The sequence below is a fragment of the Mesobacillus maritimus genome, from assembly GCF_019749255.1.
Classification (GTDB): domain Bacteria; phylum Bacillota; class Bacilli; order Bacillales; family Cytobacillaceae; genus Mesobacillus_B; species Mesobacillus_B maritimus_A.
Map to the genome: position 1 here is coordinate 399,753 of NZ_JACWFH010000007.1, position 23,405 is coordinate 423,157.

24 protein-coding genes and 2 other RNA genes are annotated in these 23,405 nt (G+C 38.3%); 11 read left to right on the top strand and 15 right to left on the bottom strand.

Annotated features, from left to right (window positions below; genetic code table 11):
• Positions 1 to 123 precede the first annotated feature (123 nt).
• Both H0185_RS05185 and H0185_RS05190 read left to right on the top strand, forming a co-directional pair.
• Positions 124 to 1,116 carry a DUF3231 family protein gene (locus tag H0185_RS05185; protein WP_221871820.1) on the top strand — a complete coding sequence of 331 codons (993 nt, stop codon included), beginning with the start codon at positions 124 to 126 and terminating at the stop codon, positions 1,114 to 1,116.
• An 85-nt stretch (positions 1,117 to 1,201) separates the two neighbouring features.
• Entirely contained in the window at positions 1,202 to 1,375 is a 174-nt protein-coding gene (locus H0185_RS05190; RefSeq protein ID WP_221871822.1) for a DUF8096 family protein, read from the top strand.
• A 96-nt stretch (positions 1,376 to 1,471) separates the two neighbouring features.
• Here H0185_RS05190 and H0185_RS05195 read toward each other — a convergent pair whose 3' ends face one another.
• From H0185_RS05195 to H0185_RS05205, 3 genes are all read right to left on the bottom strand, one after another.
• Positions 1,472 to 2,008: a GNAT family N-acetyltransferase gene (locus tag H0185_RS05195; protein WP_221871925.1), complete on the bottom strand. Its 537-nt coding sequence runs from the start codon at positions 2,006 to 2,008 to the stop codon at positions 1,472 to 1,474.
• A gap of 327 nt (positions 2,009 to 2,335) precedes the next feature.
• Positions 2,336 to 2,899: a hypothetical protein gene (locus H0185_RS05200; protein ID WP_221871824.1), complete on the bottom strand. Its 564-nt coding sequence runs from the start codon at positions 2,897 to 2,899 to the stop codon at positions 2,336 to 2,338.
• 26 nt (positions 2,900 to 2,925) lie between these two features.
• On the bottom strand, positions 2,926 to 3,924 hold the full coding sequence (locus H0185_RS05205) for a DUF3231 family protein (protein ID WP_221871826.1): 999 nt from the start codon (positions 3,922 to 3,924) through the stop codon (positions 2,926 to 2,928).
• Between the two features lie 221 nt (positions 3,925 to 4,145).
• Here H0185_RS05205 and H0185_RS05210 point away from each other — a divergent pair, with 221 nt between their 5' ends.
• Together H0185_RS05210 and yppF are read left to right on the top strand one after the other, a co-directional pair.
• Entirely contained in the window at positions 4,146 to 5,567 is a 1,422-nt protein-coding gene (locus tag H0185_RS05210; RefSeq protein ID WP_221871828.1) for a Na+/H+ antiporter NhaC family protein, read from the top strand.
• 200 nt (positions 5,568 to 5,767) lie between these two features.
• Positions 5,768 to 5,995: a YppF family protein gene (gene yppF, locus H0185_RS05215; protein ID WP_221871830.1), complete on the top strand. Its 228-nt coding sequence runs from the start codon at positions 5,768 to 5,770 to the stop codon at positions 5,993 to 5,995.
• A 109-nt stretch (positions 5,996 to 6,104) separates the two neighbouring features.
• On the opposite strand, the gene H0185_RS05220 is transcribed toward yppF, so the two are convergent.
• The 6 genes from H0185_RS05220 to H0185_RS05245 all read right to left on the bottom strand — a co-directional run bounded on the left by H0185_RS05220 (position 6,105) and on the right by H0185_RS05245 (position 10,641).
• The gene (locus H0185_RS05220) at positions 6,105 to 6,548 is read right to left on the bottom strand and encodes an SRPBCC family protein (RefSeq protein WP_246629011.1); all 444 of its coding nucleotides are present in this window, start codon (positions 6,546 to 6,548) and stop codon (positions 6,105 to 6,107) included.
• Between the two features lie 188 nt (positions 6,549 to 6,736).
• Positions 6,737 to 6,892, bottom strand: a complete 156-nt coding sequence (locus H0185_RS05225; protein WP_221871832.1) for a DUF3934 domain-containing protein — start codon at positions 6,890 to 6,892, stop codon at positions 6,737 to 6,739.
• Positions 6,893 to 6,974: 82 nt separating this feature from the next.
• Positions 6,975 to 7,973 (bottom strand): inorganic phosphate transporter, encoded by a 999-nt coding sequence (locus H0185_RS05230; RefSeq protein ID WP_221871834.1) that lies wholly within the window; start codon positions 7,971 to 7,973, stop codon positions 6,975 to 6,977.
• Between the two features lie 13 nt (positions 7,974 to 7,986).
• Positions 7,987 to 8,604 (bottom strand): DUF47 domain-containing protein, encoded by a 618-nt coding sequence (locus H0185_RS05235; RefSeq protein WP_221871836.1) that lies wholly within the window; start codon positions 8,602 to 8,604, stop codon positions 7,987 to 7,989.
• A 263-nt stretch (positions 8,605 to 8,867) separates the two neighbouring features.
• Entirely contained in the window at positions 8,868 to 9,848 is a 981-nt protein-coding gene (locus tag H0185_RS05240) for an aldo/keto reductase (RefSeq protein ID WP_221871837.1), read from the bottom strand.
• 367 nt (positions 9,849 to 10,215) lie between these two features.
• Positions 10,216 to 10,641, bottom strand: coding sequence for a universal stress protein (locus H0185_RS05245; protein ID WP_221871839.1), 426 nt, complete (start codon positions 10,639 to 10,641; stop codon positions 10,216 to 10,218).
• Between the two features lie 199 nt (positions 10,642 to 10,840).
• On the opposite strand from H0185_RS05245, the gene H0185_RS05250 reads away from it, so the two are divergent.
• Positions 10,841 to 11,119, top strand: coding sequence for a hypothetical protein (locus H0185_RS05250; protein WP_221871841.1), 279 nt, complete (start codon positions 10,841 to 10,843; stop codon positions 11,117 to 11,119).
• A gap of 139 nt (positions 11,120 to 11,258) precedes the next feature.
• On the top strand, positions 11,259 to 11,642 hold the full coding sequence (locus H0185_RS05255) for a hypothetical protein (protein WP_343223085.1): 384 nt from the start codon (positions 11,259 to 11,261) through the stop codon (positions 11,640 to 11,642).
• A gap of 89 nt (positions 11,643 to 11,731) precedes the next feature.
• Here the strand turns inward: H0185_RS05255 and H0185_RS05260 are convergent, their stop codons facing one another.
• The 5 genes from H0185_RS05260 to ystJ all read right to left on the bottom strand — a co-directional run bounded on the left by H0185_RS05260 (position 11,732) and on the right by ystJ (position 18,302).
• The gene (locus tag H0185_RS05260; protein ID WP_221871932.1) at positions 11,732 to 12,664 is read right to left on the bottom strand and encodes an aldo/keto reductase; all 933 of its coding nucleotides are present in this window, start codon (positions 12,662 to 12,664) and stop codon (positions 11,732 to 11,734) included.
• 118 nt (positions 12,665 to 12,782) lie between these two features.
• Positions 12,783 to 14,561 carry an ABC transporter ATP-binding protein gene (locus H0185_RS05265; protein ID WP_221871843.1) on the bottom strand — a complete coding sequence of 593 codons (1,779 nt, stop codon included), beginning with the start codon at positions 14,559 to 14,561 and terminating at the stop codon, positions 12,783 to 12,785.
• Positions 14,562 to 16,316 (bottom strand): ABC transporter ATP-binding protein, encoded by a 1,755-nt coding sequence (locus H0185_RS05270; RefSeq protein WP_221871845.1) that lies wholly within the window; start codon positions 16,314 to 16,316, stop codon positions 14,562 to 14,564.
• Positions 16,317 to 16,660: 344 nt separating this feature from the next.
• Positions 16,661 to 16,963 (bottom strand): hypothetical protein, encoded by a 303-nt coding sequence (locus tag H0185_RS05275; RefSeq protein ID WP_221871847.1) that lies wholly within the window; start codon positions 16,961 to 16,963, stop codon positions 16,661 to 16,663.
• 124 nt (positions 16,964 to 17,087) lie between these two features.
• On the bottom strand, positions 17,088 to 18,302 hold the full coding sequence (gene ystJ / locus H0185_RS05280; protein WP_221871849.1) for an NADP-dependent malic enzyme: 1,215 nt from the start codon (positions 18,300 to 18,302) through the stop codon (positions 17,088 to 17,090).
• A gap of 316 nt (positions 18,303 to 18,618) precedes the next feature.
• Here ystJ and H0185_RS05285 point away from each other — a divergent pair, with 316 nt between their 5' ends.
• From H0185_RS05285 to H0185_RS05295, 3 genes are all read left to right on the top strand, one after another.
• Entirely contained in the window at positions 18,619 to 19,524 is a 906-nt protein-coding gene (locus H0185_RS05285) for a LysR family transcriptional regulator (RefSeq protein WP_221871851.1), read from the top strand.
• Positions 19,525 to 19,586: 62 nt separating this feature from the next.
• Positions 19,587 to 19,886, top strand: a complete 300-nt coding sequence (locus tag H0185_RS05290; protein WP_246629013.1) for a hypothetical protein — start codon at positions 19,587 to 19,589, stop codon at positions 19,884 to 19,886.
• A gap of 594 nt (positions 19,887 to 20,480) precedes the next feature.
• Positions 20,481 to 21,164 (top strand): cell wall hydrolase, encoded by a 684-nt coding sequence (locus H0185_RS05295; RefSeq protein ID WP_221871853.1) that lies wholly within the window; start codon positions 20,481 to 20,483, stop codon positions 21,162 to 21,164.
• 126 nt (positions 21,165 to 21,290) lie between these two features.
• On the opposite strand, the gene H0185_RS05300 is transcribed toward H0185_RS05295, so the two are convergent.
• A complete protein-coding gene (locus H0185_RS05300; RefSeq protein WP_221871855.1) occupies positions 21,291 to 22,283 on the bottom strand; it encodes an LLM class flavin-dependent oxidoreductase in 993 nt (330 codons plus the stop codon).
• Between the two features lie 284 nt (positions 22,284 to 22,567).
• On the opposite strand from H0185_RS05300, the gene rnpB reads away from it, so the two are divergent.
• Both rnpB and ffs read left to right on the top strand, forming a co-directional pair.
• Positions 22,568 to 22,954, top strand: an RNA gene (gene rnpB / locus H0185_RS05305) — RNase P RNA component class B.
• Between the two features lie 76 nt (positions 22,955 to 23,030).
• Positions 23,031 to 23,297: signal recognition particle sRNA large type (gene ffs / locus H0185_RS05310), an RNA gene on the top strand.
• Positions 23,298 to 23,405 lie beyond the last annotated feature (108 nt).

Sequence of the window (23,405 nt, forward strand, 5' to 3'; positions counted from 1 at the left end):
CACATTGTATTTTTATTCTAACGCAAAACTTTTTATGAACTATTTTTACCGTATTTGATTGAATCATTCTGCAAATACTAACAAAAACAGGATGGAAAAATTATTTGTAAAGGAATTATACTCATGAATAAAAAAATGACATCTGCTGAAATAGGCAAACTATGGACTGTTCATATGGGTAATACATTATCTAAATGTGTACTTAGTTATTTCCTTCAACATGTTGAGGACCCTGAGATAAAAACGGTCGTAAACGATGCACTAAATTTAACAAACGACTTACTAGAAAGGACGGACCATCTCTTTAAAAACGAAAATTCACCTGTTCCAATCGGTTTAACGGAAAAGGATGTTGACTTAGATGCTCCTAGACTATATTCTGATTTATTTTACCTTTATTATTTAAAATATGTTACAAAGGCAGGCTTGAGTATTTATTCAACGGCCATTCCGTTGATGATGAGAGAGGATGTAAAAGAATTTATCCTTTACAGCAATTCTAATACGATTGAGTTAATAAATAAAGTAAAAGGCGCCTTAGATAAAAAAGGCTACCTACAAGAACCCGCAACGATTCCTATACCTGAAAACGTAATGTACATCTCAAAACAAAGTTATCTTAATGGATTCTTAGGAGAAGTAAGGCCTCTTCATGCATTAGAAATTGCTCATCTATTCGATAATATTGAAAACAACATAACGAGTAAAGCGTTATTAACTGGATTTACTCAGGTGGCCAAGAAGGACGATGTGAAGAGTTTTCTACTTCGAGGAAAAAAAATGGCGATGCATCATATTCAACAACTGTCTGAGAAATTAAGCAAAGAGGATTTACCTTCACCCCCATTAATCGACGACCTTGTAGAAGCATCAACGATTTCACCTTTTTCTGATAAATTAATGATGACTCATAAAATCGACATGTTTTCGATGAAAATCAGAACCTACGCGAATGCCATGTCTTTAAATGGAAGACGAGATATTGGAGCTACATATGGGAAATTACTCTTTGACATCGGTAGATATGTGGAGGATGGTGCCAACATCATGATTGATCATGGCTGGATGGAACAACCACCACACGCCGTTAACCGTGATCAGCTTGGTTCGAACTAGGGGTTTTGATTCTAATAAAACGGGTTCCCCTTATGTATGCATTTTGTTATCATAAGATAAGAAGTTAAGATAAGGAGCCTGAAGGATGGAAAACGAAAAAACAGAATATGATTTAGAAAAAATATACGACTACGAAGAGTACCCAGATAAAGTAAGTGGACGCTGTGATAATTGTGGGAATGCTCTTTTTAAAAGCTCGGTTCATAATTATGTTTTTGTTCGAGAGTGTCGGCAATGCGGCATGAAAAAGCGGATTTAGCCCTTGGTGAGGGCTTTTTTTGTTCCTATTTATGGCTTTTATGTATCTAATGTGACGTGCTAAATATCTTAAGCAAGGTTTGATTCGGTAGCGTTATTATTTATTTCTATAAAAAATCAAATGGTCTGACCACTCTCCTGATTCAAAGAGAAACGCTTTCCGAACACATTCATATTCCATGCCAACTTTTTTTGCTAGCTCAATGGACGCTGTGTTATTAACATGAATATGTGCTTCAATTCGATGGTAGTGAAGTTCTGAAAAGGCTAATTGTAAGGCTGCGAGGACTGCTTCTTTCCCATAACCTTGTCGCCAGAAATGATTGTGAATGCTATACCCTATACGTCCCCATTGAAAGTTCTCTCTTGCTAAAGTTGAGAAATCTATCATGCCCAAGTGAGTGTCATCCTGCTTGCGAAACACCCCGAAAATATAGGCTTGATCTGTGAATGCCAACTCCTGGTGTTCTTTCACTAGTTGAGCAAACCACTGTTCACTGCAATTACTCATATTCATTCTACCTTTATCGTGTTTGTGCTGAGAAGGAAGTCTATTGCTAAACTCGTTTAACCAATTTGAGTAATCTTCCTTCTTGAGTGGTCGAATGAGGAGCCTTTCGGTTTCTTTACTCATCGTAAACTCTCTTCTTTTATGAAAAAGAGGATACCTCCCCTTCGTTAACCGATTTAGAAAAGAATTACGTTCATTTACTAGTTGTTTTAATTTCTCGGACATAGGATCTCACACCTTCCAAGTTAGGGCTGACAGGAGTATTATACCATAATAAAAGGGCTTTCATTGTTAAAAATTTCAATTTTCAGTTATAAAAAACCATTATGATCTATTCTTAATCAACCAACTGTATACTTGGAATTTCCCTTGCCATATCCTTTTTGAGCAAAAAAAGCCTTAATCTTTTCTAGGATAAAGGCCCTTTCAAAGACTTATGTTGATGTGTACCTACGGAGACTTCTTGGATAATCGAATAATGAACCTTGTGAACAGATAGGCAATGGATGCAGCACTCATTCCTATAAGGACTATATAGAATTTTTTCATCCCATTTCTAATTTCTACTAACCCTAATGCCTCCTCGAGAGGGGCTATTGTATAGGTAATCACGATCGCAAACAAAAGGGCGTAAAGATAAAAGTTTTTATTTTTATTTGTACAATATTGATAAACGAGCAAATAACCCACAGGGAGTAATGACGCGGTTATATTTGAGGCGAAGGGATAGTATGGGGATAAAAAGTAAGTGTGCACAAAATACCCATACCTTTCAAGCACAAGGTCGGCATAAATCCACAAAATATGCACGGTATACCCAAAGAAAAATACCTCAAAAATTCTTTTTCGATCTACAGTAAAGTATAGCAAAACTAACGGAGTAATCATTAAAAAGGCGACGAACCAAAATTGCCATGTTCCCATATGAGAATACTCATTCCAGTAAGACGTAATTAACGAATTAAATTCGTCACTTTTTTCGTAAATTTGATTCCAATATTCTCTATGTCCCATAGGACCATCCCTCCTTAAACGGAATGCTATTGTGTTAATTCGTCCCGGTCAGCAGCCTGAGGAGGTCTCTCCATCCATTTATATTTGATATTGATGTTGGCTCCATCTTCGGCATAAAGGCCCACTTCCCCAATCATTTCCCCATATAAGGATGCTAAGTCTCGTCTCGGAGACAAAGACATTGACACACCATAGTTTCCCATTCCTGCACTACTTAATAATCCAACATGGTACATCATTAATTTTTCTGAGTATGGCGGTTCAGTAGATGTGGTTACACTTTGATCCCAAGGCATTGAAATCGCCAAAGAATCAGCTTTGAGATGCTTAGAAAATCTTTCAATATGCTTTTTTGCCATGTCTAAGCCTCTTAGAATATAATCTTTCACATCTTTTTGTTTTGCTACTTGCGCCAATCCCAGGGTCAACGCTTCCCCTAATTTATTCGTTTGAATATTTGCATATAGATGTGTGATTTCTATCCCTGATAATGGTCGTTTATCCCCAAACCATCCCGCTAAGAAATTCTGTTTTCCTACAAACTCCACGGTCGTTGGGTATGGAATATTCGGCGAACGGATTTCAAGACCTTTTGACAAGAGCAATTCTGTCGTTTCATTATATAATTCCATTGTCGAAGACAAACAAGACATGAAATATTCTCTTATATCGTTTCGAAAGACATTTGGAAGAATTGCCCCATAGGTAGCAAGTCCACCTTTTGTCATATTTTTAACATAGTATAGATAAAAGGGATCCTCAAATAATCGTGGTGCTTTAACGTTCACATCCTCATCTGTGAATCCTTTAGGAACGGGAATTCCTTCTTCTTGAAAAATATCTTTGATGGTTTCAACATGCTGCTTCGACAGATCCATAGCGTGTTCTAGGATGGTGTTAATTTCACGATCATCAACATGAGCTAAAAAATGTTTGAATACACAAATGGACATGCTATCCCCAATATAATTCGCCCAAAGATTCGCAACTTCTGAAGAAGTCAATTTAATATTATGTTTCTCCATAAAAAAACCTCCGTTAGCTATTAAAGGTATTTTTTCCGTAAAGTGAAAATTTATCCCTTATTGGGATTCACACCTAATCAGAAGGCTAATTCATTGGTATTTTTAAAGACCTAGTGGGTACAAATCGAACATAGAAAAAATCATCAAAGGCAATACTATACAAATTCAATAGACAAGCTATTTAGATCTCTACATAAACCTTGAATTTAGGAGGCAAAGATTTGGAACATACTTGGCTTTCTTTACTGCCGTTTGCGATTGTCATTACGATGTCAATCTGGCTCAAGAACATTTTACCTGGGCTCGTTGTCGGTCTGCTTGTTGGTTCATTGATTGTCGCCGCTGGTTTAATAGACGGAACCTATCAATCCGTCACCTATATCGTTACGACATTGTCGGATGAGACCAATATCAAAATCATCGCATTTCTTTATTTATTTGGTGGTCTTGTAGGGATGATGAACATCTCTGGGGGGATAAAAGGGTTCTCAGAGTGGGTTGGCACAAAGATTCATTCGGAACGTGGATTGCTGGGAGTGATTTGGCTTACCCTCCCCTTCACATTTATGATGCCAATGTTTCGCATCATGATGGTTGGTCCTGTCATTAAATCCTTAATTAAAAAAATGAACTTATCCAAAGAAAAAGTCGGTTTAACCTTGGACATCTCAACAGAGTCAATTATTGTTCTATTACCAGTTGCAACTGCGTTTGTAGGGTTTATGGTTTCACTAGTAGAAGGAGGAATCCTTGAATTAAACCTAACGATGTCGCCCTATCAAGTTTTTTTACAAAGCATTCTCTTTAATTTTTTTGCGATTAGCATGCTGATCATTGGCATCATTCAAACGTTATGGAACCCGAAAAAGAAGTCTGATCAATCTAAAGACAAGAACCAAATAGAAGACCACGAGCATGAATTTCATCGAGTTGGAATTAAGAGAGAATTAGATATGGTAAAGGCTCAGCCGTGGAATTTAATCATACCCGTTTTTATTTTATTAGGATTGTCTTTATCTCTCTTGTGGAAAGATGGAACATCAAAAGGAGCAAACTCTGTCTTTGAAGCTTTTTCGGTTGCTGATGCAACTTTTGTTATGCTTTTAGCTGTATTTATCACTTTGGTTTTGTCGTTTATTTTATATATTATCCGGAAACAACCATTGGACGAATTGTTGTACCATTTTTATGATGGGGGCAATCAAATGATGGAGGCAATCAGCTTGCTTGTGCTCATTTGGGCGCTCACGTTATCAGCGGAAGAGCTTGGATTTTCAGCTTTCATTAGCTCAACATTAGGATCATTTCTCCCTGCTTTTTTAACACCGGGTGTCATCTTTTTACTTGGTTCAACGGTAGGATATTTTATTGGTTCTTCTTGGGGTACCTGGGGATTGTTTATGCCTCTAGGAATGACATTAGCTGTCTCAACAGGAGCATCCATCCCTTTAACTGTTGGCGCGGTATTTGCAAGTGGAGCCTTTGGAGCGTTGACTTCCCCATTGGGAGATACAACGATTACGACAGCATCCATTTTAGATTTGCATATTGTTGAATACGCCCGCTATAAATTGAAGATTTGTATCATAGGAGCAGCGATTGCAACCTTGTTTTATGTAGTTGTTGGTTTCATCCTAGTTTAAACACTTCCGCCATCGTAAAAAACAGCTTACTTTCCTAACTACGGGGAAATAAGCTGTTTTTTTGAAGTAAACCATTTTAGCATTGTAGAAATGTGTCGATAATTTGAATTATTTTATAATTCATCATATCAAAATCACATGTTATACTTGACTATGGAAGCGTTTTCAAATAGTAAACAATCTAAAAATGGAGTGATTTTATGTTAGAGGAATTAATTCACCGTTTTCAGTTGGAGAAGAATCAACCACCCCATCATGCGAATGAACTATTAGATTATATTCAAAAAAGATATATTCATAGCGAAATATCTATTGTTGAATATAAGAACCTCTTCAATGAATTAACGAAGCGAAATGCTGAGAAGCCTCACTCCTATGTGATGAATATCAATCAAACTCACCTACAACACATAACGATTCCTGGATGAGGGACAGGACAACCTGTCCCCTTATTTTTTAGGAAATTGTGGTAACTCATTTTCCTTTACTTGGGGGTTGCTATTTAAATACTATAACTGCCCTCAACGTAAGGGGAATCTAATGGACTAGAGATGCACGTAAATTCGTTACCCCATTTTCCAAATAGCTTTTTAAACAGGATAACATATACACCCAACCTTCTTTTTGCCCTACCATTTTACCTATTAACTCAGGATCCTTTTCGTTAAAACCCGATTCTATTATCTCAATCAATGTGCAATTAGATTCCAACACTTTGAATGTAATTGTGACAATGGTTTCTTCTCCTAGTTCCCCTCCCCAAGAAAACACAATTTCGTTATTTATCTTTATTTTCAAGATGCTTATCTCACCTTCTGCTTGATATTCATCATATCTTAAGGTAACACTCTTACCTTGTTCCCATCTTTCCGAACTGTAGGAGAACCAGTAATTCCCTATTTTTACTGGATCTACGATTGCTTCAAACACCCGATTCGCAGACTTGTTTATTTTCATTTTTGTACTGATTTGTGTATCCAATATTCATCATCTCTCTTTTTAGGTTAGTCTATCTGATTTGCGATTTAATTCTATATAACAAGAATGCCCAAAATTTGAAACATTTCTGCATAAAAAATAACCTTCTTAAATAAGAAGGCTACTATTCATTGATTGTCACCCTAGCATGTCTTTCTAAGGATCACATAGACAATATTGTTTTTAATTCATTAATCTACATTTTGCTTAGAATCATCGGCTTGCTTGGTACCTTTACTTTTGTAAGGTTTGGCACTCTTTACTTTGTTTGCCTTTGCTTGCCAACGATTCCAGCCTTTTTTGCCTGTTCCTCTTCCAATGCCACTTTTTGCCTTTGCTTTTGGCATCCTATCAACTCCAATTGTGCTAAAAGTACGTACTATGAATTAGTTTTATCCAGTTTTCATGAAAAAAACAGTGTATGAATCGTTAAAAGAAGAGATTTAACACGAAATAGATAATCCCTGCAAGCGTAGCTGATATTGGCAATGTAATCACCCATGTAATAAGCATTCGCTGTGCAGTTCCCCATTTAACACCTTTCAATCGATGGGAAGCTCCTACACCCATAATGGATGAGGAGATGACATGTGTCGTACTAACTGGTAAATGGATAAAGGTTGCACCAAAAATAATCATGGCTCCTGTTATATCGGCAGCCACACCGTTTACGGGGCGAATCTTCATGATATTGCCCCCAACCGTTTTAATAATTTTCCAACCACCTACCGAAGTCCCAAGTCCCATGGCAAGTGCACAGGCAAACTGAACCCAAAATGGTACATCATCCGTCGTAAGATTGCCACTTGCAATTAAAGCCATTGTGATGATTCCCATTGCTTTTTGTGCATCATTGGTTCCATGTGAATAGGCTTGAATAGCAGCAGTGAAAATTTGAAAAGTTCGAAAGCCTTTATTTGTTTTTGCTAAGTTATTGTTTTTAAAGATAATTTTAAATAGGCTATAAACCAAATATCCTACTACAAAAGCAAGGACTGGTGAAATGAGTAATGCCTGAATGATTTTTATAAAGCCAGAATAATTTAAAGAACTAAATCCTGCAGCAGCTATGGCTGCCCCAGCAATCGAACCGATAATCGCATGAGAAGAACTGCTAGGAATGCCGTAATACCAAGTGATTAAGTTCCATGCAATTGCCGAAAGCAGTGCTGCGAGAATCACAACTGATCCATTTTCTAGAGTAAACGGATCGACGATGTCCTTTGTGATCGCTTTTGCTACCCCAGTGAAGGTCATTGCGCCGACAAAGTTCATTGTTGCCGCTAATAATATTGCATGTCTTGGTTTCAAGGCTTTTGTGGAAACAGAAGTTGCAATGGCATTTGCGGTATCATGGAAACCATTAATAAAATCAAAGGCCAAGGCACAAATGACAATTAAGATTGTCAAAATAAAAAGTCCATCCATTTGTCATTTCTCCTTATGCATTTTTCATGATGATGGTTTCTAACGTATTGGCCACGTTTTGGCAATAATCGGCTATATCTTCAAGGTTTTCGTAAATCTCCTTGTATTGAATAATGCGAATTGGATCTTTTTCAACCGAAAATAAGTGTTTAATCGATTGTCGTTGAATTCCATCACACTTTGATTCGTAATCTTTAATCTTGATCGCATGTTCACGAATTTGAGGTAACTTCTTCGTTGTTAGCAAATCAATTGAATCTTGTATTTCAAAAGCGCAATTTTTTATCGCATCAACAAATTGGAGCATAAAGTCATCGGCATTTATGATTGAATACATTTCAAATAATGCTGCAGTGTGTTCTAGACCATCTAACACATCATCCATGGTCATGGTTAACGCCAGAATATCCTCACGTTCAATAGGAGTAATAAAGGCATTATTTAATTCCTTTATCACTTCATGTACATACGAATCTCCTTTTGTTTCATATTCCTTCATTTTTTCGGAGAAAATTTTTAAATCGCTGACATTGTTCAATTTGTAATCAGAAAAATAAGTCGTTGCCTCTTTTAAATTAGAAGAGATGTTATGTAGTAAGAGACCAAACTTATCCTTTTTTTTGAAAGCCATTCTGTAACCCCCATTAATATTTTCCATTTGAAGAAATTTTACATTAAGCTAGATAATTTTACTCGAAAATTGTCGAATTAGGAAGTCATTTCTAAAAAAAAAATACATAATGTTACTATTCTCTTTATTATGATAAATTATTATGGTGAAATATTAACGGAGAAGGACAGCTTGTGAGGCCTTACTGTCCCTCCTATCTGTAAAATAAAAACTGCCCTAAGTAGGACGACTTAGGGCAGTTTTTTATTAGGCTGCTACACAAACTATTTAAAACCAACAACTGAATGTGGTACATACGGCTCTTCGAGGAAGGAAATTTCTTCGGATGACAAATGAACATCAAGAGCAGCAACTGCATCTTCCAAATGAGATATTTTTGTAGCACCAATGATCGGTGCTGTAATGGGGTCTTTTTGGAGCACCCAAGCAAGAGCAATTTGGGCTCTAGGGACGCCACGTTTTTCGGCAATCTCCGCCACCCGTTCGACGACAACACGGTCAGATTCTGCTGTTTTTGCATAAAGGTATTTACCAAACTCGTCGGTTTCCGAACGCGAAGTGGTTGAATCCCAATCTCGCGTCAATCGGCCTCTGGCCATCGGACTCCAAGGAATTACGCCGATTTTCTCTTCTTTACATAGCGGAAGCATCTCCCGTTCTTCTTCGCGATACAGAAGATTTAAGTAGTTTTGCATCGAGACAAAACGGGTCCAGCCATTTTTTTCAGCTATATGTAAGGCTTTTTGAAATTGCCAGGCAAACATCGAGGAAGCTCCAATATATCTTGCTTTCCCCGCTTTCACCACATCATGCAAGGCTTCCATCGTTTCTTCTATCGGGGTATCATAATCCCAGCGATGTATCTGATAGAGATCAACATAATCAGTCCCAAGTCGTTTTAAACTGTTATCGATTTCACTCATGATCGCTTTCCGCGATAGTCCTGCACCGTTTGGTCCTTGGTGCATCCTCCCGTGAACTTTTGTTGCCAGCACAATTTCGTCACGATTGGCAAAATCTTTAAGAGCTCGACCGACAATTTCTTCGCTTGTCCCGTCTGAATATACATTGGCGGTATCAAAGAAATTAATCCCTAAATCGAGGGCCTTTTTAATCATTGGGCGACTCTTTTCTTCATTTAAAACCCACTGGTGATTCCCTCGATCAGGTTCACCATAGCTCATGCAACCAAGACAAAGACGTGAAACATCCATCCCAGTGTTACCTAGTTTTACATAGTCCATTCCTTGCACCAACTTTCCAGTAAAATCTTCTTCTTTTCCCCTAAAACTTGCACATCATACTGTTTTTATTTCGTCATAGATCAGTGTATTCCTCTATTTATTAGGTTGGATGAAATGTTCAGCTGCTGTTTAAGTACTCCCGTTGCGAACAACGGATCATAATTGCCATCCTTGTATCCCAACGAAAGTTAGTCTTTTTTTCTTTTTACTCTATCCAACTTATTCACATGATTTGTGCTCTTTGTCTGTAAGTCCAGACGATAGGGAACTAGGATTCCTTGATTATGATCAAATGATGTTTTAAAAAAATGGCGAACAGCTTTATTCACTGTTCGCCATTTTGCCTATTTATTATGTCATTTATCTTCTATTTCACTACTAAAACCGGACACGGTGCTTTTTGGACAACATAATGACTGACACTTCCTAAAAACAATTCCTTCAGACCACTTAAACCTCTGCTGCCCATTACGATTAGATCTCCATCATGCTCTTTCACGAAATCTACGATAAGCGATGGTGGATTGCCTTCCAATACAAAGGTTCTCGTTCTGTTTGGCAATACAGATAACTTTTTTTCGATTATGTTTCGCACCTCTCCAAAAGCTTCACGTTGGTTTTCCCGAGTATTCGTTTGTTGATAAGCAATGGTGATTTCAGGTTGAATGACCATAAGAACATATAATTCAATCTTGATGTCTTGCTTCGCAAGGGTCATGGCAGATTGTAACGCCTTCTTACTTAACTCAGAATGATCATAAGGAACGACGATCCTAGAATATATCGTTAACATCCTTCTCATCTCCTTGTTTGGCTAAATTCTATCTTTCTTACCTAATTTTACCATTGAAATACAGACTATTTGCCGCACAAAAAAGACAATATTGTTAACGTTTATTTTTCTGAGATTCAAATAGTGAGAAACTCCTACTGACAATTCCATTTTTTAGTTTTATGATAATGATATTATCAATAATAAGAGGAGTTCAATTATGAAGCATGTGCGATTTATTGTTTATCAATTCCTTTTAGTCACGATCCTATTTGGTCTTAATATTTTTTTTGATCACTATATAAGTAAGCCCTTTACTTTAGTGGATTTCATCGCCATTTGCATAGGTCTACCGCTCTTGATGGTTGGGGTCGGCTTAATTTGGAAGGTATTTATTCGCTTCAATTCTATTCGTTTGTTGGCTCGGATTTTTCTTTTTGTGCCCACTCTCATTCTATCTTTCTTGGTGATTGGAATGGTGGAGCAAGTATTCTATTAGACTTGGACACTTATGTAGAAGAGCATCAACTAGCAGTGGGTTTTTAGCTTTAAAGAAGCTGAATTTCTCTGTATCAGAGTAGGAACTTAGAAGGATATTCGTTTGAAAGAAGAATAGACTTTACTAGGGGGGATGCTTGGTGAATTCTATCGTGATGCAGATAAGCAGATTCTTTCTAGGGATTGTCTTTTTGGTTGCTGGGATAAATGGATATTTTGTCATCTTTGGACTAGAGCCATTTATTCCAACAAGTCCTGAAGCTATGGCTTTATTTGAGTTTGATTATTTATTAGTTGCTGAGAAAACATTAGAAGTGGTTTGTGGTCTTCTTCTGTTACTCAATCGATTCGTTCCATTATCACTTGCGTTATTGGCCCCAATCATCGTTAATATCTTGCTACTCCATTTGTTCCTTGACCGCTCGTTCCTTATTCTAGCTATCCTCCTTTCCATCGCTTATGGATATTTGTTGTTTTTTTATAGAGAAAACTTTAAAAGGATTTTCGAGCGAAAACCTTCTTAGTGATGTTTTGTAAAATCCTAAATTAAAGGAGATGTACCTTTTTAGATACATCTCCTAGTCATTATGACTTCACATTAGGATGAAAACCTTCAGTCTTCTTGAAAAATAAGATCAATCGTTTGTATCTCTTCGACAGATAATTGAACATCTAACGTTTTTAGATTGTTCAGCACTTGGGTTGCGTTTTTAGCACCTGGAATAATAACATCAATGGCCTCTCTTGTTAAATACCACGCAAGAACAAGATGGGCAATTTCTACATCTTTTGAGGTGGCAATGGTTCTTAAAACTTCAACCTTTTCTAGCGTTTGTTCATACAGTGGTTTTTCAAAGAACTTGCCACGCCTTCCAGTCAAATCTGTATCTACCCGGTATTTACCGGTCAATATTCCTTTAGCCAATGGAAAATAAGGAATAAACGAGATCTGCTGGTTGAGAGCATAAGGAAAGAAATCCTTCTCCGCTTCGCGACTAATTAGGTTATATTCGCCTTGAACAACATCCACATACCCATCTTTGTTTGCTTCTTTTACTTGATCCAAAGTAAAGTTTGATACCCCAATCGCACGTATCTTCCCTTCATCTTTCAACTGTTTTAAAGCTCCCACCGCTTCATCTTTGGGCGTATCGGTGTCAGGAAAATGTATGTAGAATAAATCAATATAATCGGTTTGTAACCGCTGCAAGCTCTCCTCTACGGATTGTTTTAAAAATTCGGGTGAATTATCAAGAACAATCTCATCCCCAACATATTTATGGGCAGCTTTTGTGGCAATCACAATATCTGCACGATTTCCTCTTTCCTTTACTACCTCCCCAATGATTTCTTCAGAACGTTTTGGTCCGTAGATAAAGGCAGTATCTAGAAAATTAATGCCATTCTCTAGTCCGGTCAAAACTAATTCCTTTCCAGCTGCTTCATCTAAGTTTGGAAACAAATTATGTCCTCCCACCGCATTTGTTCCTAAACCGATTGGATTTACGTATAAATCCGTTTTCCCAATTTGTGTTTTCTTTTCCACTTCCCTAATCATCTCCTTTTTTCCTATTCTACTTAAGTTCCATACATGATGATGAAAACCTGCATTCTTATTTAGAGAATATAAAAAAACCAAGGGGACCCTTGGTTTTTTTATCATTTTAACCCACATCCAACGACCGATGTTGAGCCTGGTGCAATTTCCAATAAAAGCTCTTCCGCCCAATAAGTTCTTCGTGTGAACCTTCTTCAAGAATCTGACCTTTATTAATGACAAGAATTCGGGTAGCATTTTGAATCGTCGATAAACGGTGCGCAATGATAAAGGAGGTTCTTCCTTTTAATAATGTTTCTAATCCTTTTTGCAGAGCCAACTCGGTTTCTGTATCAATTGAGGAGGTGGCTTCATCTAAAATCAATATTTTCGGGTCCGCTAAGAGCGTTCTGGCAAAAGAAATTAATTGACGCTGACCACTAGAAAGCCTGGAACCTCTCTCGTTCACCTCGGTGAAATAGCCATCCTTCATGCTCGCAATAAAGGGATGAGCCTGGACTGCTTTCGCGGCAGCAATGACTTCTTCATCAGTTGCATCAAGGCGGCCGTAGCGGATATTATCCATGATCGTACCCGAAAAGATAAATGGATCTTGAAGCATGACACCCATTTGCTTACGAAGCGAGGCAAGTGTGACAGTCTGAATATCGACATCATCAATTTCAACGCTCCCGCCCTTCACATCATAAAACCGGCTGAGTAAGCTAACAATCGTTGTTTTTCCTGAGCCCGTTGCTCCGACTAAGGCAATCGTTTCACCAGGCTCAACGTGAATATTGATTTGATCAAGAATTTTTTGATGATCATAGCCAAAAATAACATCCTTAAAATCAACCTTCCCCTTAATGGCTGGAAGCTCTTTTGCATTTGAAGCGTCAAGGATCGTTGGCTTTTCATCCATCATTTCGAAAATCCGCTCTAAATACGCCATGGCATTAATGATCGCATTATAGAAGTTCCCGAGATTCGCAAGAGGTGTCCAAAACATCCATAGGTATCCAACAAATGCTACTAGAGCTCCAACAGAAACACCGTCCCCAATCATTGCAATTCCACCAATGTATACGAGGGAAACCGTTAAGACCGAAATATTCTCAATCGAAGGCCAGACGAGAAATTGAATTCGCACTGCTTTCAACCATGACGTTCGATAGCTGTTTGAAACCTCATCGAAAATCTTTTTGTTTTCTTCTTCTCTTGTAAACGCTTGGGTCACTTTAATTCCATTAATGCTTTCATGAATATATGCATTCATATTCGATTGCTTATTGCTTAATGTTTGCCAAGATCTTCGCTGTGCATTTTTGATGATAAAAATAACCGCTGCAAAAACCGGGAATCCGGCCATCGCCATTAGTGTTAGCTTCACATCGATTGATAGCATAAAGCCAAGTATGACCATAAGACTGAACAAGTCAGTAATCAAATTGATTAACCCATTCGAAAGTAAATCACTTAACGAATTAACATAGTTCACCACACGCACAAGGATTTTCCCGTGAGGTCTACTATCATAAAACGAAAAGGAAAGCTTCTGCAAATGCGTAAACAAATCTTTGCGGATGGCTTCAATGATACTATGACCAACCTGAGACATCATCCGGATACGATACTTCATACAGATGGCTGTCGTCAGAATCGCCACGATAAAAATACCTGCAAGTTGAAACAATCCTGCGATATCCCCATTTGGAATCTTTTCATCAATCGCTTGTTTAATAAGATAAGGGCCAATCAAACCAGCACCACTTGCGAGCAACATGATAAATACAGTAAAGATAATCTGTTTTTTATGAGGCTTTATGTAAACCATTAACCGCTTTAAATGTGTCAGGCTAAAGGGAGTCTCTAAATCCTCATCTACATCAAATTTATTCCTTGCCACTTAGATACTCACTTCCTTGCTTTGGTGCTGTTCATCAAAATTGCCATATTGATTTTGTAGCACAGTGTAATAATAGCCTTTTTTGTTTACAAGCTCATCATGCTTGCCGCGTTCAATTATCATACCATCCTGCATGACGAGAATCAGGTCCGCTTCTTTTACAGAGGAGATCCGGTGAGCAATGATAAAACAAGTTTTCTCTTTAAAATTGGCACGTAGGGTGTTTTGAATTTTAAGTTCTGTTTCCATATCAACACTCGAAGTCGTATCGTCAAGGATGATGATGGAAGAATCCTTTAAAAACGCTCGAGCTAAGGCAATTCGTTGTCTCTGTCCTCCGGAAAGACCGACGCCACGTTCGCCAACAATGGTATCGTAGCCTTCCGGCAGTTTCGAAATAAATTCGTGAGCCTCAGCTCTTTTGGCCGCTTCTTGAACTTCTTCTAGAGTAGCATGCGGGTTTCCGTACGCAATATTTCCCTCAATCGTATCGGAAAACAGGAAGATGTCTTGCATGACGGTAGCCATATTCTCACGCAATTTATAAAGATCCCAATCCTTCACATTGGTTCGGTCGACGCTAACATCCCCACAATCTGTATCATAAAAGCGGCTAAGAAGATTGATTAGCGTTGACTTTCCTGAGCCTGTAGGTCCGATAATTCCTACTGTTTGCCCTGGAAGGACGTTAAACGAGATATCCTTCAACACAAGTTCATCACCATAACGAAATGAAACAGCGTTGAAATCAACAAACCCTTTCAGTTCTTTTACCTTCACTACTTCTTCGGGATTGATGATTTCTGGTTCAGTGTTTAATAATTCCTCCACTTTTTCAGCTGAGGCAATAAATCGTTGGACGTCATTAATCAACCAACCAGCCATCCGCATCGGGTTTGTCAATGCCCAAATCAGGGAATTGAATGTTACCAACTGACCAACAGTCAATGAGCCATTAATAACCATAATTCCGCCTACTAAAATCATAATGACCGTTAAGACGCCGGCCAAGGAGTCGAGTACAGGCAAATATTTTTCCCAAATTCTTGCGGAGTTCAAGTTCTTTTCTTTAAACGCTGCATTCTCCACAGAAAACTTCTGTATTTCATAGTCTTCTTTGGCGAAGGCTTTCACAACCCGATTTCCACTAATGTTTTCCTGTACTACTGAGTTTAACCGCGCAAACTGGCCACGAATCGCTGAGAACGTCGGTCTGACGGAGTACGTTAGACGAAACGCTAAAAATCCAATAATCGGGGTAACCGCCAGCATCGCTAAAGCTAATGGTGGGTGAATATAAAACATGAGTCCAAGAGCAAACAATAGAATGGTCGCGTTTTCAAAAATCATGTAAATGACCCATGCGGTAAAATGCCGGACCGCTTCCATATCCCCGGTCATTCGTGCCATGATATCACCTGTTTTTGTGCGATCATAAAAATGAAAATCTAATGTATGAAGCCGGTCATATAACTTTTCGCGAATCTTGAAAATCGTGTTCTGCGAGATGCGTTCAAAAATAAGCTGATAACTATAGCGAATCACTGTCTTGGATAACGTGACCCCTACCATAATAGCTAGTAATGGCCATAACAACTCTGTTTGATTATCATAGATGACTTTGTCAATAATCATCCCAGAGATATAGGGGTTCACCATATTTAATACCGAGACGAATAAGGCCATGGCAAGACCAATGAATAAGCCCAAACGATATTTGCGAATATACCCCCAAACCCAACGTATACTGTGCAAAAAGCATTTCCTCCCTTCTGTCTTGTAACCTACGAATATCTAATCATCTTATCGAGCACTCTTCCTGTGTATGACAAAAATTCATCTCCCACCGGGAAATGAGAATATGTACTCATATGTTTTTTTCACCCTTTCACATTATATTCAGGAGTGCTAACATAATACATTCAATATACTATGTTAAAATACCTGCAAAAATTATTCGGAATTTTATGGGAGATAACTAGCACTTTAGTTCGAGACAACTGCTCTACCATTTGATACATAAAAATATTATTGGATTAAAATAAAAAGGCGCTCCCCTATAGAATAGAGAAGCACCCGAGGTACTATTTGTACTTGTTTTAAACGGCTTGCCTAGCAAGTTTAGCAGTTTTAAATAGATTAGGATATTCCTGTAAAATAACATCTCGAATTTCACTTTGATCCACACAATTGACAGTGTAGGTTTGGACTTTTTGTAATGTTGATTGAGAGCCTCCCTTAAAAATGGATACAGTATTTTCAATGGATGAACCCACATCAACCAACGAAGAATGATCTATCCTATATTCCCTCGTCTCTGTCTTTTCATAGACCACATAATAGTTTTCAATGATTTCACAGCGAAGCATTTCTTTCGTTTCAATTACTTCGATTTTTTTCATTTGGATCAATCTCCTTTGAATACATAATTGTTCAAGAAGCCAAAGTCTAATTGAATGATGAAAGGTGTGCTTTGTCACTGCTAGAATCCATTATTTGTTGTATTTCACGGCTTTTGGTTCGTAATTATTCTGGGCTATTGACTAAGTCATCTGTAAAAATGTGTTTGCGTGCTACACCTGTTTCTTGGGCTGCTCTACCAACTGCTTCTCTTACAGCCGGAACCACTCTGCTATCCAATGGACCTGGGATAACATAATCTGCTGAGAGCTCATCACTGTCAATCAAACTAGCAATCGCTTGAACAGCTGCTGCTTTCATTTCATCATTGATATCTGTAGCGGAGACGTCTAGTGCTCCTCTAAAGATTCCAGGGAACGCAAGAACATTATTCACTTGGTTCGGCAAATCCGAACGACCTGTTCCAATAATTCTTGCCCCAGCAGCCTTTGCTTCTTCTGGCATGATTTCTGGAATTGGGTTTGCCATTGCAAAGATAATCGAATCAGCGTTCATCGTCTGTACCATTTCCGGTGTTAAAGCTCCGGCAACGGAAACCCCGATAAAGACGTCAGCACCAACAATCACATCCGCAAGCTTTCCTTGTAGTTTTTCTTTGTTCGTAAGTTTAGAGACACTTTCTTTAACCGGATTCATGCCTTCTTGTCTGCCTTCGTAAATTGCTCCCTTTGTATCACACATAACGATGTTTGTTACACCCATGTTTAACAATAGTTTAATAATCGCTACCCCAGCAGCACCTGCACCATTAATAACCACTTTGATGTCTTCCATCTTTTTATCGACAAGCTTTAAGGCATTGACTAGGCCTGCTGCCGTAACAATCGCGGTTCCGTGTTGATCATCGTGAAAGACTGGAATATTCATTTCCTTTTTCAAGACTTCCTCGATATAAAAACAATTCGGAGCCGCAATATCCTCTAAGTTAATGCCTCCAAACGTTGGTTGAAGGAGCTTTACGGTTTTAATAATTTCTTCAGGATCCTTCGTATCAAGGCAAATCGGAACTGCATCAATTCCGGCAAAGGCTTTAAAGAGTGCAGCCTTTCCTTCCATAACTGGCATCGAAGCTTCTGGACCAATATCCCCTAAACCTAATACCGACGTTCCATCACTAACAATTGCGAGTAAGTTTCCTTTAATCGTATAATCATAGACTTTCTCAGGATGTTGATGAATTTGCGAACAAGGCTCAGCTACCCCTGGCGAATACGCTAAACTTAAATCCTTCATGCTATTTAAAGGCATTTTTACCTCGACAGATAACTTCCCTTTGTATTTTTCATGCAACAATAAAGATTCTTTTTGCAAATCACTCATTCATAACAGCTCCTTTTCGACTTGGTTTGAAAAATTTCTACTGAATATTCAGTAATTTTTTTATACAAACCGTCTTTTAATGTAAATTCATTATATAATGAAGAAGAGTCATAAAGAAAATACATATAATCTATATCCTTTATTCCTTTTGGTTATAGGTGTTCTCGTAAAGGATTAGGATAAAGAAGGAAAAATGGCTTCGAAAGGCTTTATGCAAGGGATAAATACGCTATAATAAATGAAAGAATATTGCGAATAGAATACTTAAAATACCTAATCCGCGACTTTTGGTCGTTCTAACTAGGAGTGAAAAAGTTTGGATATCCGTCATTTAGAATACTTTTCAGAAGTTGCTGAGCATTTAAGTTTTACGAAAGCATCACAAACACTACATGTCACACAGCCTTCCATCAGTAAAGCCGTTAAAAATTTAGAGGATGAATTGGGGGTCCCGTTATTTTACCGTTCATCGAAACAATTAGAATTAACAGATGCAGGAAAAGCTGTTTTAATCAATGCACGAAAAGTACTAGAGGCCTTTAACAGCTTAACCTGGGAATTAACGGATATCATGGAGCTTAAAAGTGGTGAAATCAGAATTGGCATCCCCCCTATTGTTGGAGCTGCCTTTTTTTCAAAATTAATTAGTAGATTCAAAGAGAAATATCCACTCGTAAAAATAACCCTAACCGAGGTTGGGACAAAAAAAATAAAACAAGGCGTGGATGATGGTTCCTTGGATATTGGGTTAATCTGTACATTTCCCACTCAAAACAGCAATTTTGAAATCATTAAAGTGTTAAAGGACCCATTAATGTTAATCGTCCATAAAGATCATCCGTTAACCTCCAAACCAAAGGTCCATTTTTCTGACCTAGAGAACGAGCCGTTCATTTTATATCGAAAAGACTTTTCTCTTTATGATCTCATTATTGATGAATGCGTCAAAAATCATTTTCAACCCAATATTGTGTGTGAAAGTTCTCAGAAAGAATTTTTATTAGGAATGGTCGAGGGAAAGCTTGGCGTTGCCCTTTTGCCTAGTAAAATATGTGCTGGAATCAACACTTCGGAAGTGTCTGTCCTCCCTTTCAATGAATCAGTGGTCAATTTAGAGTTAGGGATGATCTGGAAGAAGAATAAATACCTTTCCTTTGCCGTTAGAGAGTTTATTATGACTTCGGAGGAATATCTTGAGGGACAAAATGAAGCAATCCGCTAAATAACGGTGGAAACGAACCCTTACGAGAGGAGGCCAACGTCATCTTTTCAGTCATTGCCTTTTTGTCATTGATTACTGCGTTAGTAACTACTGTTATCGCAATAAAAGGAAACTACCGATTTTACTGGATTTCTGCGATTAGCATCTATATTTTCAGCTTTATTGCTGGTTTTTCAGTTGGTCAATTGACCATTGGACTTACATTTATTCCATTCATTTTGGCGTTAGCGTATACCTTTGGCTGGATAAAAACTAGAATACATAATGTTATGTTTGTTAGCTTAGGGATTCTTATCGGAGTTCTCATGGTTTTATTTGTGGATGATGCTTGGTTGTTTTTTCCACTTTGGTTTTGGGCTTAGTTCTCGTTTATTGAAGAAAAAATATGATGCAACCATTAAAAAACAAATTCTATAGATAGAAAATCAAAGAACAGCCTTCAAACAGCTGTTCTTTTCCTTTGCCTGGCAACTTTCTACTCTCAACTATCATTAATGCTGAGAAGCTTAACTTCAGTGTTCGTCATGAGAACGTGTGTGATTTTCTCGCTTTCTATCTATTTTTTTTAGCCGAAGAATTGATAGGTTTAGGGTGTATTTATAGGCTAAAGGAGCTAAATGAAGTTGGAAATTATTTCTAATATAATAAGAAGATCTTGTAGTGAATGAGAACGGGGATATAAAAGCATTATTCCATGATAAAGGTTATGTCTTGTATTGCCATTTTACCTTTTTCACAATTCTGTAACGGTGCGCAAATCCCCTATTAAATAAGGATTCACTACGGTACACTGATGTAAATCAGAATAATAATGCTAAGGAAAAGTACGACTCTCGCTTCTCTATGTAACACTATGTAACTTAACTGTAATACTATTCTATTTTATTCCTTCATAGTAATAGATTTAGATACAAGCTTATCAAAGCAAATCCAAATCAACTAGGAGGACTAAAATTTTGAAAAAATTAATGACTGTATTCATAGTAGTTGCATCGTTCGCATTTGCTTCACCAGCATTCGGATATACCGTTAAATCAGGCGATACAATGAGTAGCATAGCACGAAACCACGGCGTAAGCTTACAAGAACTTGCAGGGGCTAACCCCCAAATTAAAAATCTTGATTTTATCGTAGTCGGTGAAACCGTTCATTTAGAGGTACAAGCTGAAAGTGCTACTAAATCTATTCCCACTGCGACAATCACTGTTGACAATGCCGACCCTGAAACATTGACAAAACAAAGACAGGAAACCAAGAAGCCTGAAAAAGTTGAAGTTGGTCTTTCAGATGCTGACATCGATTTACTAGCACGAATCGTTCGCGCCGAAGCACAAACTGAACCATTTGAAGGAAAAGTAGCCGTTGCAGATGTTGTCTTAAACAGAGTAGAAAGCAGTAAATTTCCCGACACAGTAAAAGAAGTCATATATGCGCCCGGACAATTTCAACCAGTTGCAAATGGTGAAATCAATAAGCCAGCTGATGAGGAATCAGTTGAAGCAGTTATGACGGCTTTAACGGATAATGGAGACATTGCCGAAGACGCGTTATTCTTTTACAATCCTTCCATCGCGACGAACCGTTGGCTAGATTCTAGACAAACTGCGGTAGTCATCGGACAACATGTATTTAAAAATTAGTGCATCGATCAAATCAATTGGCTCACCCCAAACGATTTGATTTTACATAGATTGGTGGGAAGATAGCTTTCTGCCCCGACAAGGAACCCCCAGTGAACAAACACTGGGGGTGAATTTTTTATCTAACTAAAACAGCTCTCGAGCCAACAAACGATATACATTCAAACGCTTTTCTTGTGAATGAGGAATGCTGCAGATCATTGCCTCATCAAAACCATAGTGTTCTTGTTCATCTCTTAATCTTTGAGCAATTTCTTTTACATCTCCAACTAAATGAAGCTTACGATTTTCTTTAATGGTCATTCGGTCCATTTCAGTTAATGGGTAATTCTGCGCCTCTTCAGGTGTTAGTGCTTGACCAATCCGACCTCTCATCAAATTTAATCGCGCAATATCTTGTGGGCCAGCTTCGAATTCAGCTTCTTCCCTTGTTTCTGCTGTGGTTACCATATAAGTAACACTTATTTCAGGTTTATCCATAAAAGCGGATGGCTGAAAATTGTATCGATATGCATCAAGGATTTCTGCAGTCATTTCTCCATTAAAAAACTGAGCAAAAGAATAGCCTACCCCCATCCGACCTGCCCGGAGAGCACTGTTGCCACTTGAACCTAAGAGCCAGGCTTCTGGTAAAACAATCTGTGCTGGTGTGGCCGCTGTTTTATTATATAAGCTATCTTCGGGTACCTCGTCGTTTATCAACTTTAAGGCAGTATCAAATTTTTCATACATATTATGAATCATCGGTTTGCGTCCTTCCGATAAGGCGTAAATCGAATAATTATCGCCTCCTGGAGCTCGGCCAGCACCAAAGTCAATTCTTCCTGGGGAAAAAGCACTTAAGGTTTTAAATACCTCCGCAAGCTTTAAAGGTGAATAATGCATCATCATGACGCCACCTGTTCCAATACGAAGCTTATTCGTTTTGGCCGCTAAATGGGCTGCTGTTACTTCGGGAGCAGAGCTGGCAAAAGCCTCTGTGCCATGATGTTCAGCCATCCACATGCGATAAAAACCTAATTCATCCGCAAGAACAGCAAGTTCTTCAGCATTTTTTAAAGCTTTCTGTGCTGTATTTCCTTTTGTTATCGGCGCTTGATCTAGTACACTTAATCTCATTTTCTTTTACTTCCTTTCCCTGTTCGGTTTATGTTGCTTCAATGACATAACCGATGTGTTTCTTCTATATAAATCAATGATTTAATACTTCGTTATCTTCTTCATTATAATCCTTCCCCAACACAATTTCTAAAATCCTGTTCAGCGTACACACCAACAAAGTATCAACCACTTACCTTTTATATAATACCTATTAATTCCATCTATGGATTTGTCCTCCTAGTGCTTCTTCCGACTATTCATGTTACATTAATACACGTAGCAAATGAACAAACAAAACATGAAATGGTGAGTAATCGCGGCTCATGTTCCCATGAGTTGAGGAAAGTCCAGGCTCGCCCGGTGCTGAGATGCCCGGAGTGTTCGTGCCATCTGCAAAGGTGGGCAGCAGACTCTTGTGTCTGTTGACGGCGGAGAAATCATGCTAAGTCCTTATCGGATATGCTGAGATTATCCTGAAAGTGCCACAGTGACGAGTTCTTCTGGAAACGGAAGAAATGGAACGGGTAAACCCCACGAGCGAGCAACCCAAACTTTGGTAGGGGCACCATCCTGAGGGAATTGAACCAAAGGGATGGATCGGTCAGATTGATCGATAGTCATATGATTACACCTGTTGTGCGAGAGTGGCATCGAATGCAGCACGCAGGAACAAAACCTGGCTTACAGCCATTTCATGCGCCGATTCATTTGTTGCAGATTTATTCTTACAACAATCACATAGAACATCTGTCTAGCGGATACATACCGTGCTAGACGGGGAGTTGGCGGTGCCCTGTTACCCGCAATCCGCCATAGCGGGGTTGAATTCCTACTTGAGGTAGAAACATGTAAGGTCTGCCTTGTGAAGATTGGTGTTGACAATTGGGTCCTACGCAATGGAAACCTATGAAATTGGTCAGGTCCGGAAGGAAGCAGCCATAAGTAGAACTTTCTATGTGCCGTAGGGTAGCCTAGTTCGAGCTAAAGTTCACAAGTAACGCTTGGTTGTTTCTATCGATAGTAGGTGCACGGTGTTACATATTGTAATAAAAAAAGACCCACTGGGTCTTTTTTTTTGCATACGTTTCAAATTTTATTTCAAATCTATTTAACTGGGAACCTTTTTAGAAAAAGGCTGAA

Coding starts and splice junctions, on each gene's coding strand:
- H0185_RS05185 (WP_221871820.1), top strand. CDS start 124: ATGAATAAAAAAATGACATCTGCTGAAATAGGCAAACTATGGACTGTT.
- H0185_RS05190 (WP_221871822.1), top strand. CDS start 1,202: ATGGAAAACGAAAAAACAGAATATGATTTAGAAAAAATATACGACTAC.
- H0185_RS05195 (WP_221871925.1), bottom strand. CDS start 2,008: ATGAGTAAAGAAACCGAAAGGCTCCTCATTCGACCACTCAAGAAGGAA.
- H0185_RS05200 (WP_221871824.1), bottom strand. CDS start 2,899: ATGGGACATAGAGAATATTGGAATCAAATTTACGAAAAAAGTGACGAA.
- H0185_RS05205 (WP_221871826.1), bottom strand. CDS start 3,924: ATGGAGAAACATAATATTAAATTGACTTCTTCAGAAGTTGCGAATCTT.
- yppF (WP_221871830.1), top strand. CDS start 5,768: ATGTTAGAGGAATTAATTCACCGTTTTCAGTTGGAGAAGAATCAACCA.
- H0185_RS05225 (WP_221871832.1), bottom strand. CDS start 6,892: ATGCCAAAAGCAAAGGCAAAAAGTGGCATTGGAAGAGGAACAGGCAAA.
- H0185_RS05230 (WP_221871834.1), bottom strand. CDS start 7,973: ATGGATGGACTTTTTATTTTGACAATCTTAATTGTCATTTGTGCCTTG.
- H0185_RS05235 (WP_221871836.1), bottom strand. CDS start 8,604: ATGGCTTTCAAAAAAAAGGATAAGTTTGGTCTCTTACTACATAACATC.
- H0185_RS05240 (WP_221871837.1), bottom strand. CDS start 9,848: ATGGACTATGTAAAACTAGGTAACACTGGGATGGATGTTTCACGTCTT.
- H0185_RS05245 (WP_221871839.1), bottom strand. CDS start 10,641: ATGTTAACGATATATTCTAGGATCGTCGTTCCTTATGATCATTCTGAG.
- H0185_RS05250 (WP_221871841.1), top strand. CDS start 10,841: ATGAAGCATGTGCGATTTATTGTTTATCAATTCCTTTTAGTCACGATC.
- H0185_RS05275 (WP_221871847.1), bottom strand. CDS start 16,963: ATGAAAAAAATCGAAGTAATTGAAACGAAAGAAATGCTTCGCTGTGAA.
- ystJ (WP_221871849.1), bottom strand. CDS start 18,302: ATGAGTGATTTGCAAAAAGAATCTTTATTGTTGCATGAAAAATACAAA.
- H0185_RS05300 (WP_221871855.1), bottom strand. CDS start 22,283: ATGAGATTAAGTGTACTAGATCAAGCGCCGATAACAAAAGGAAATACA.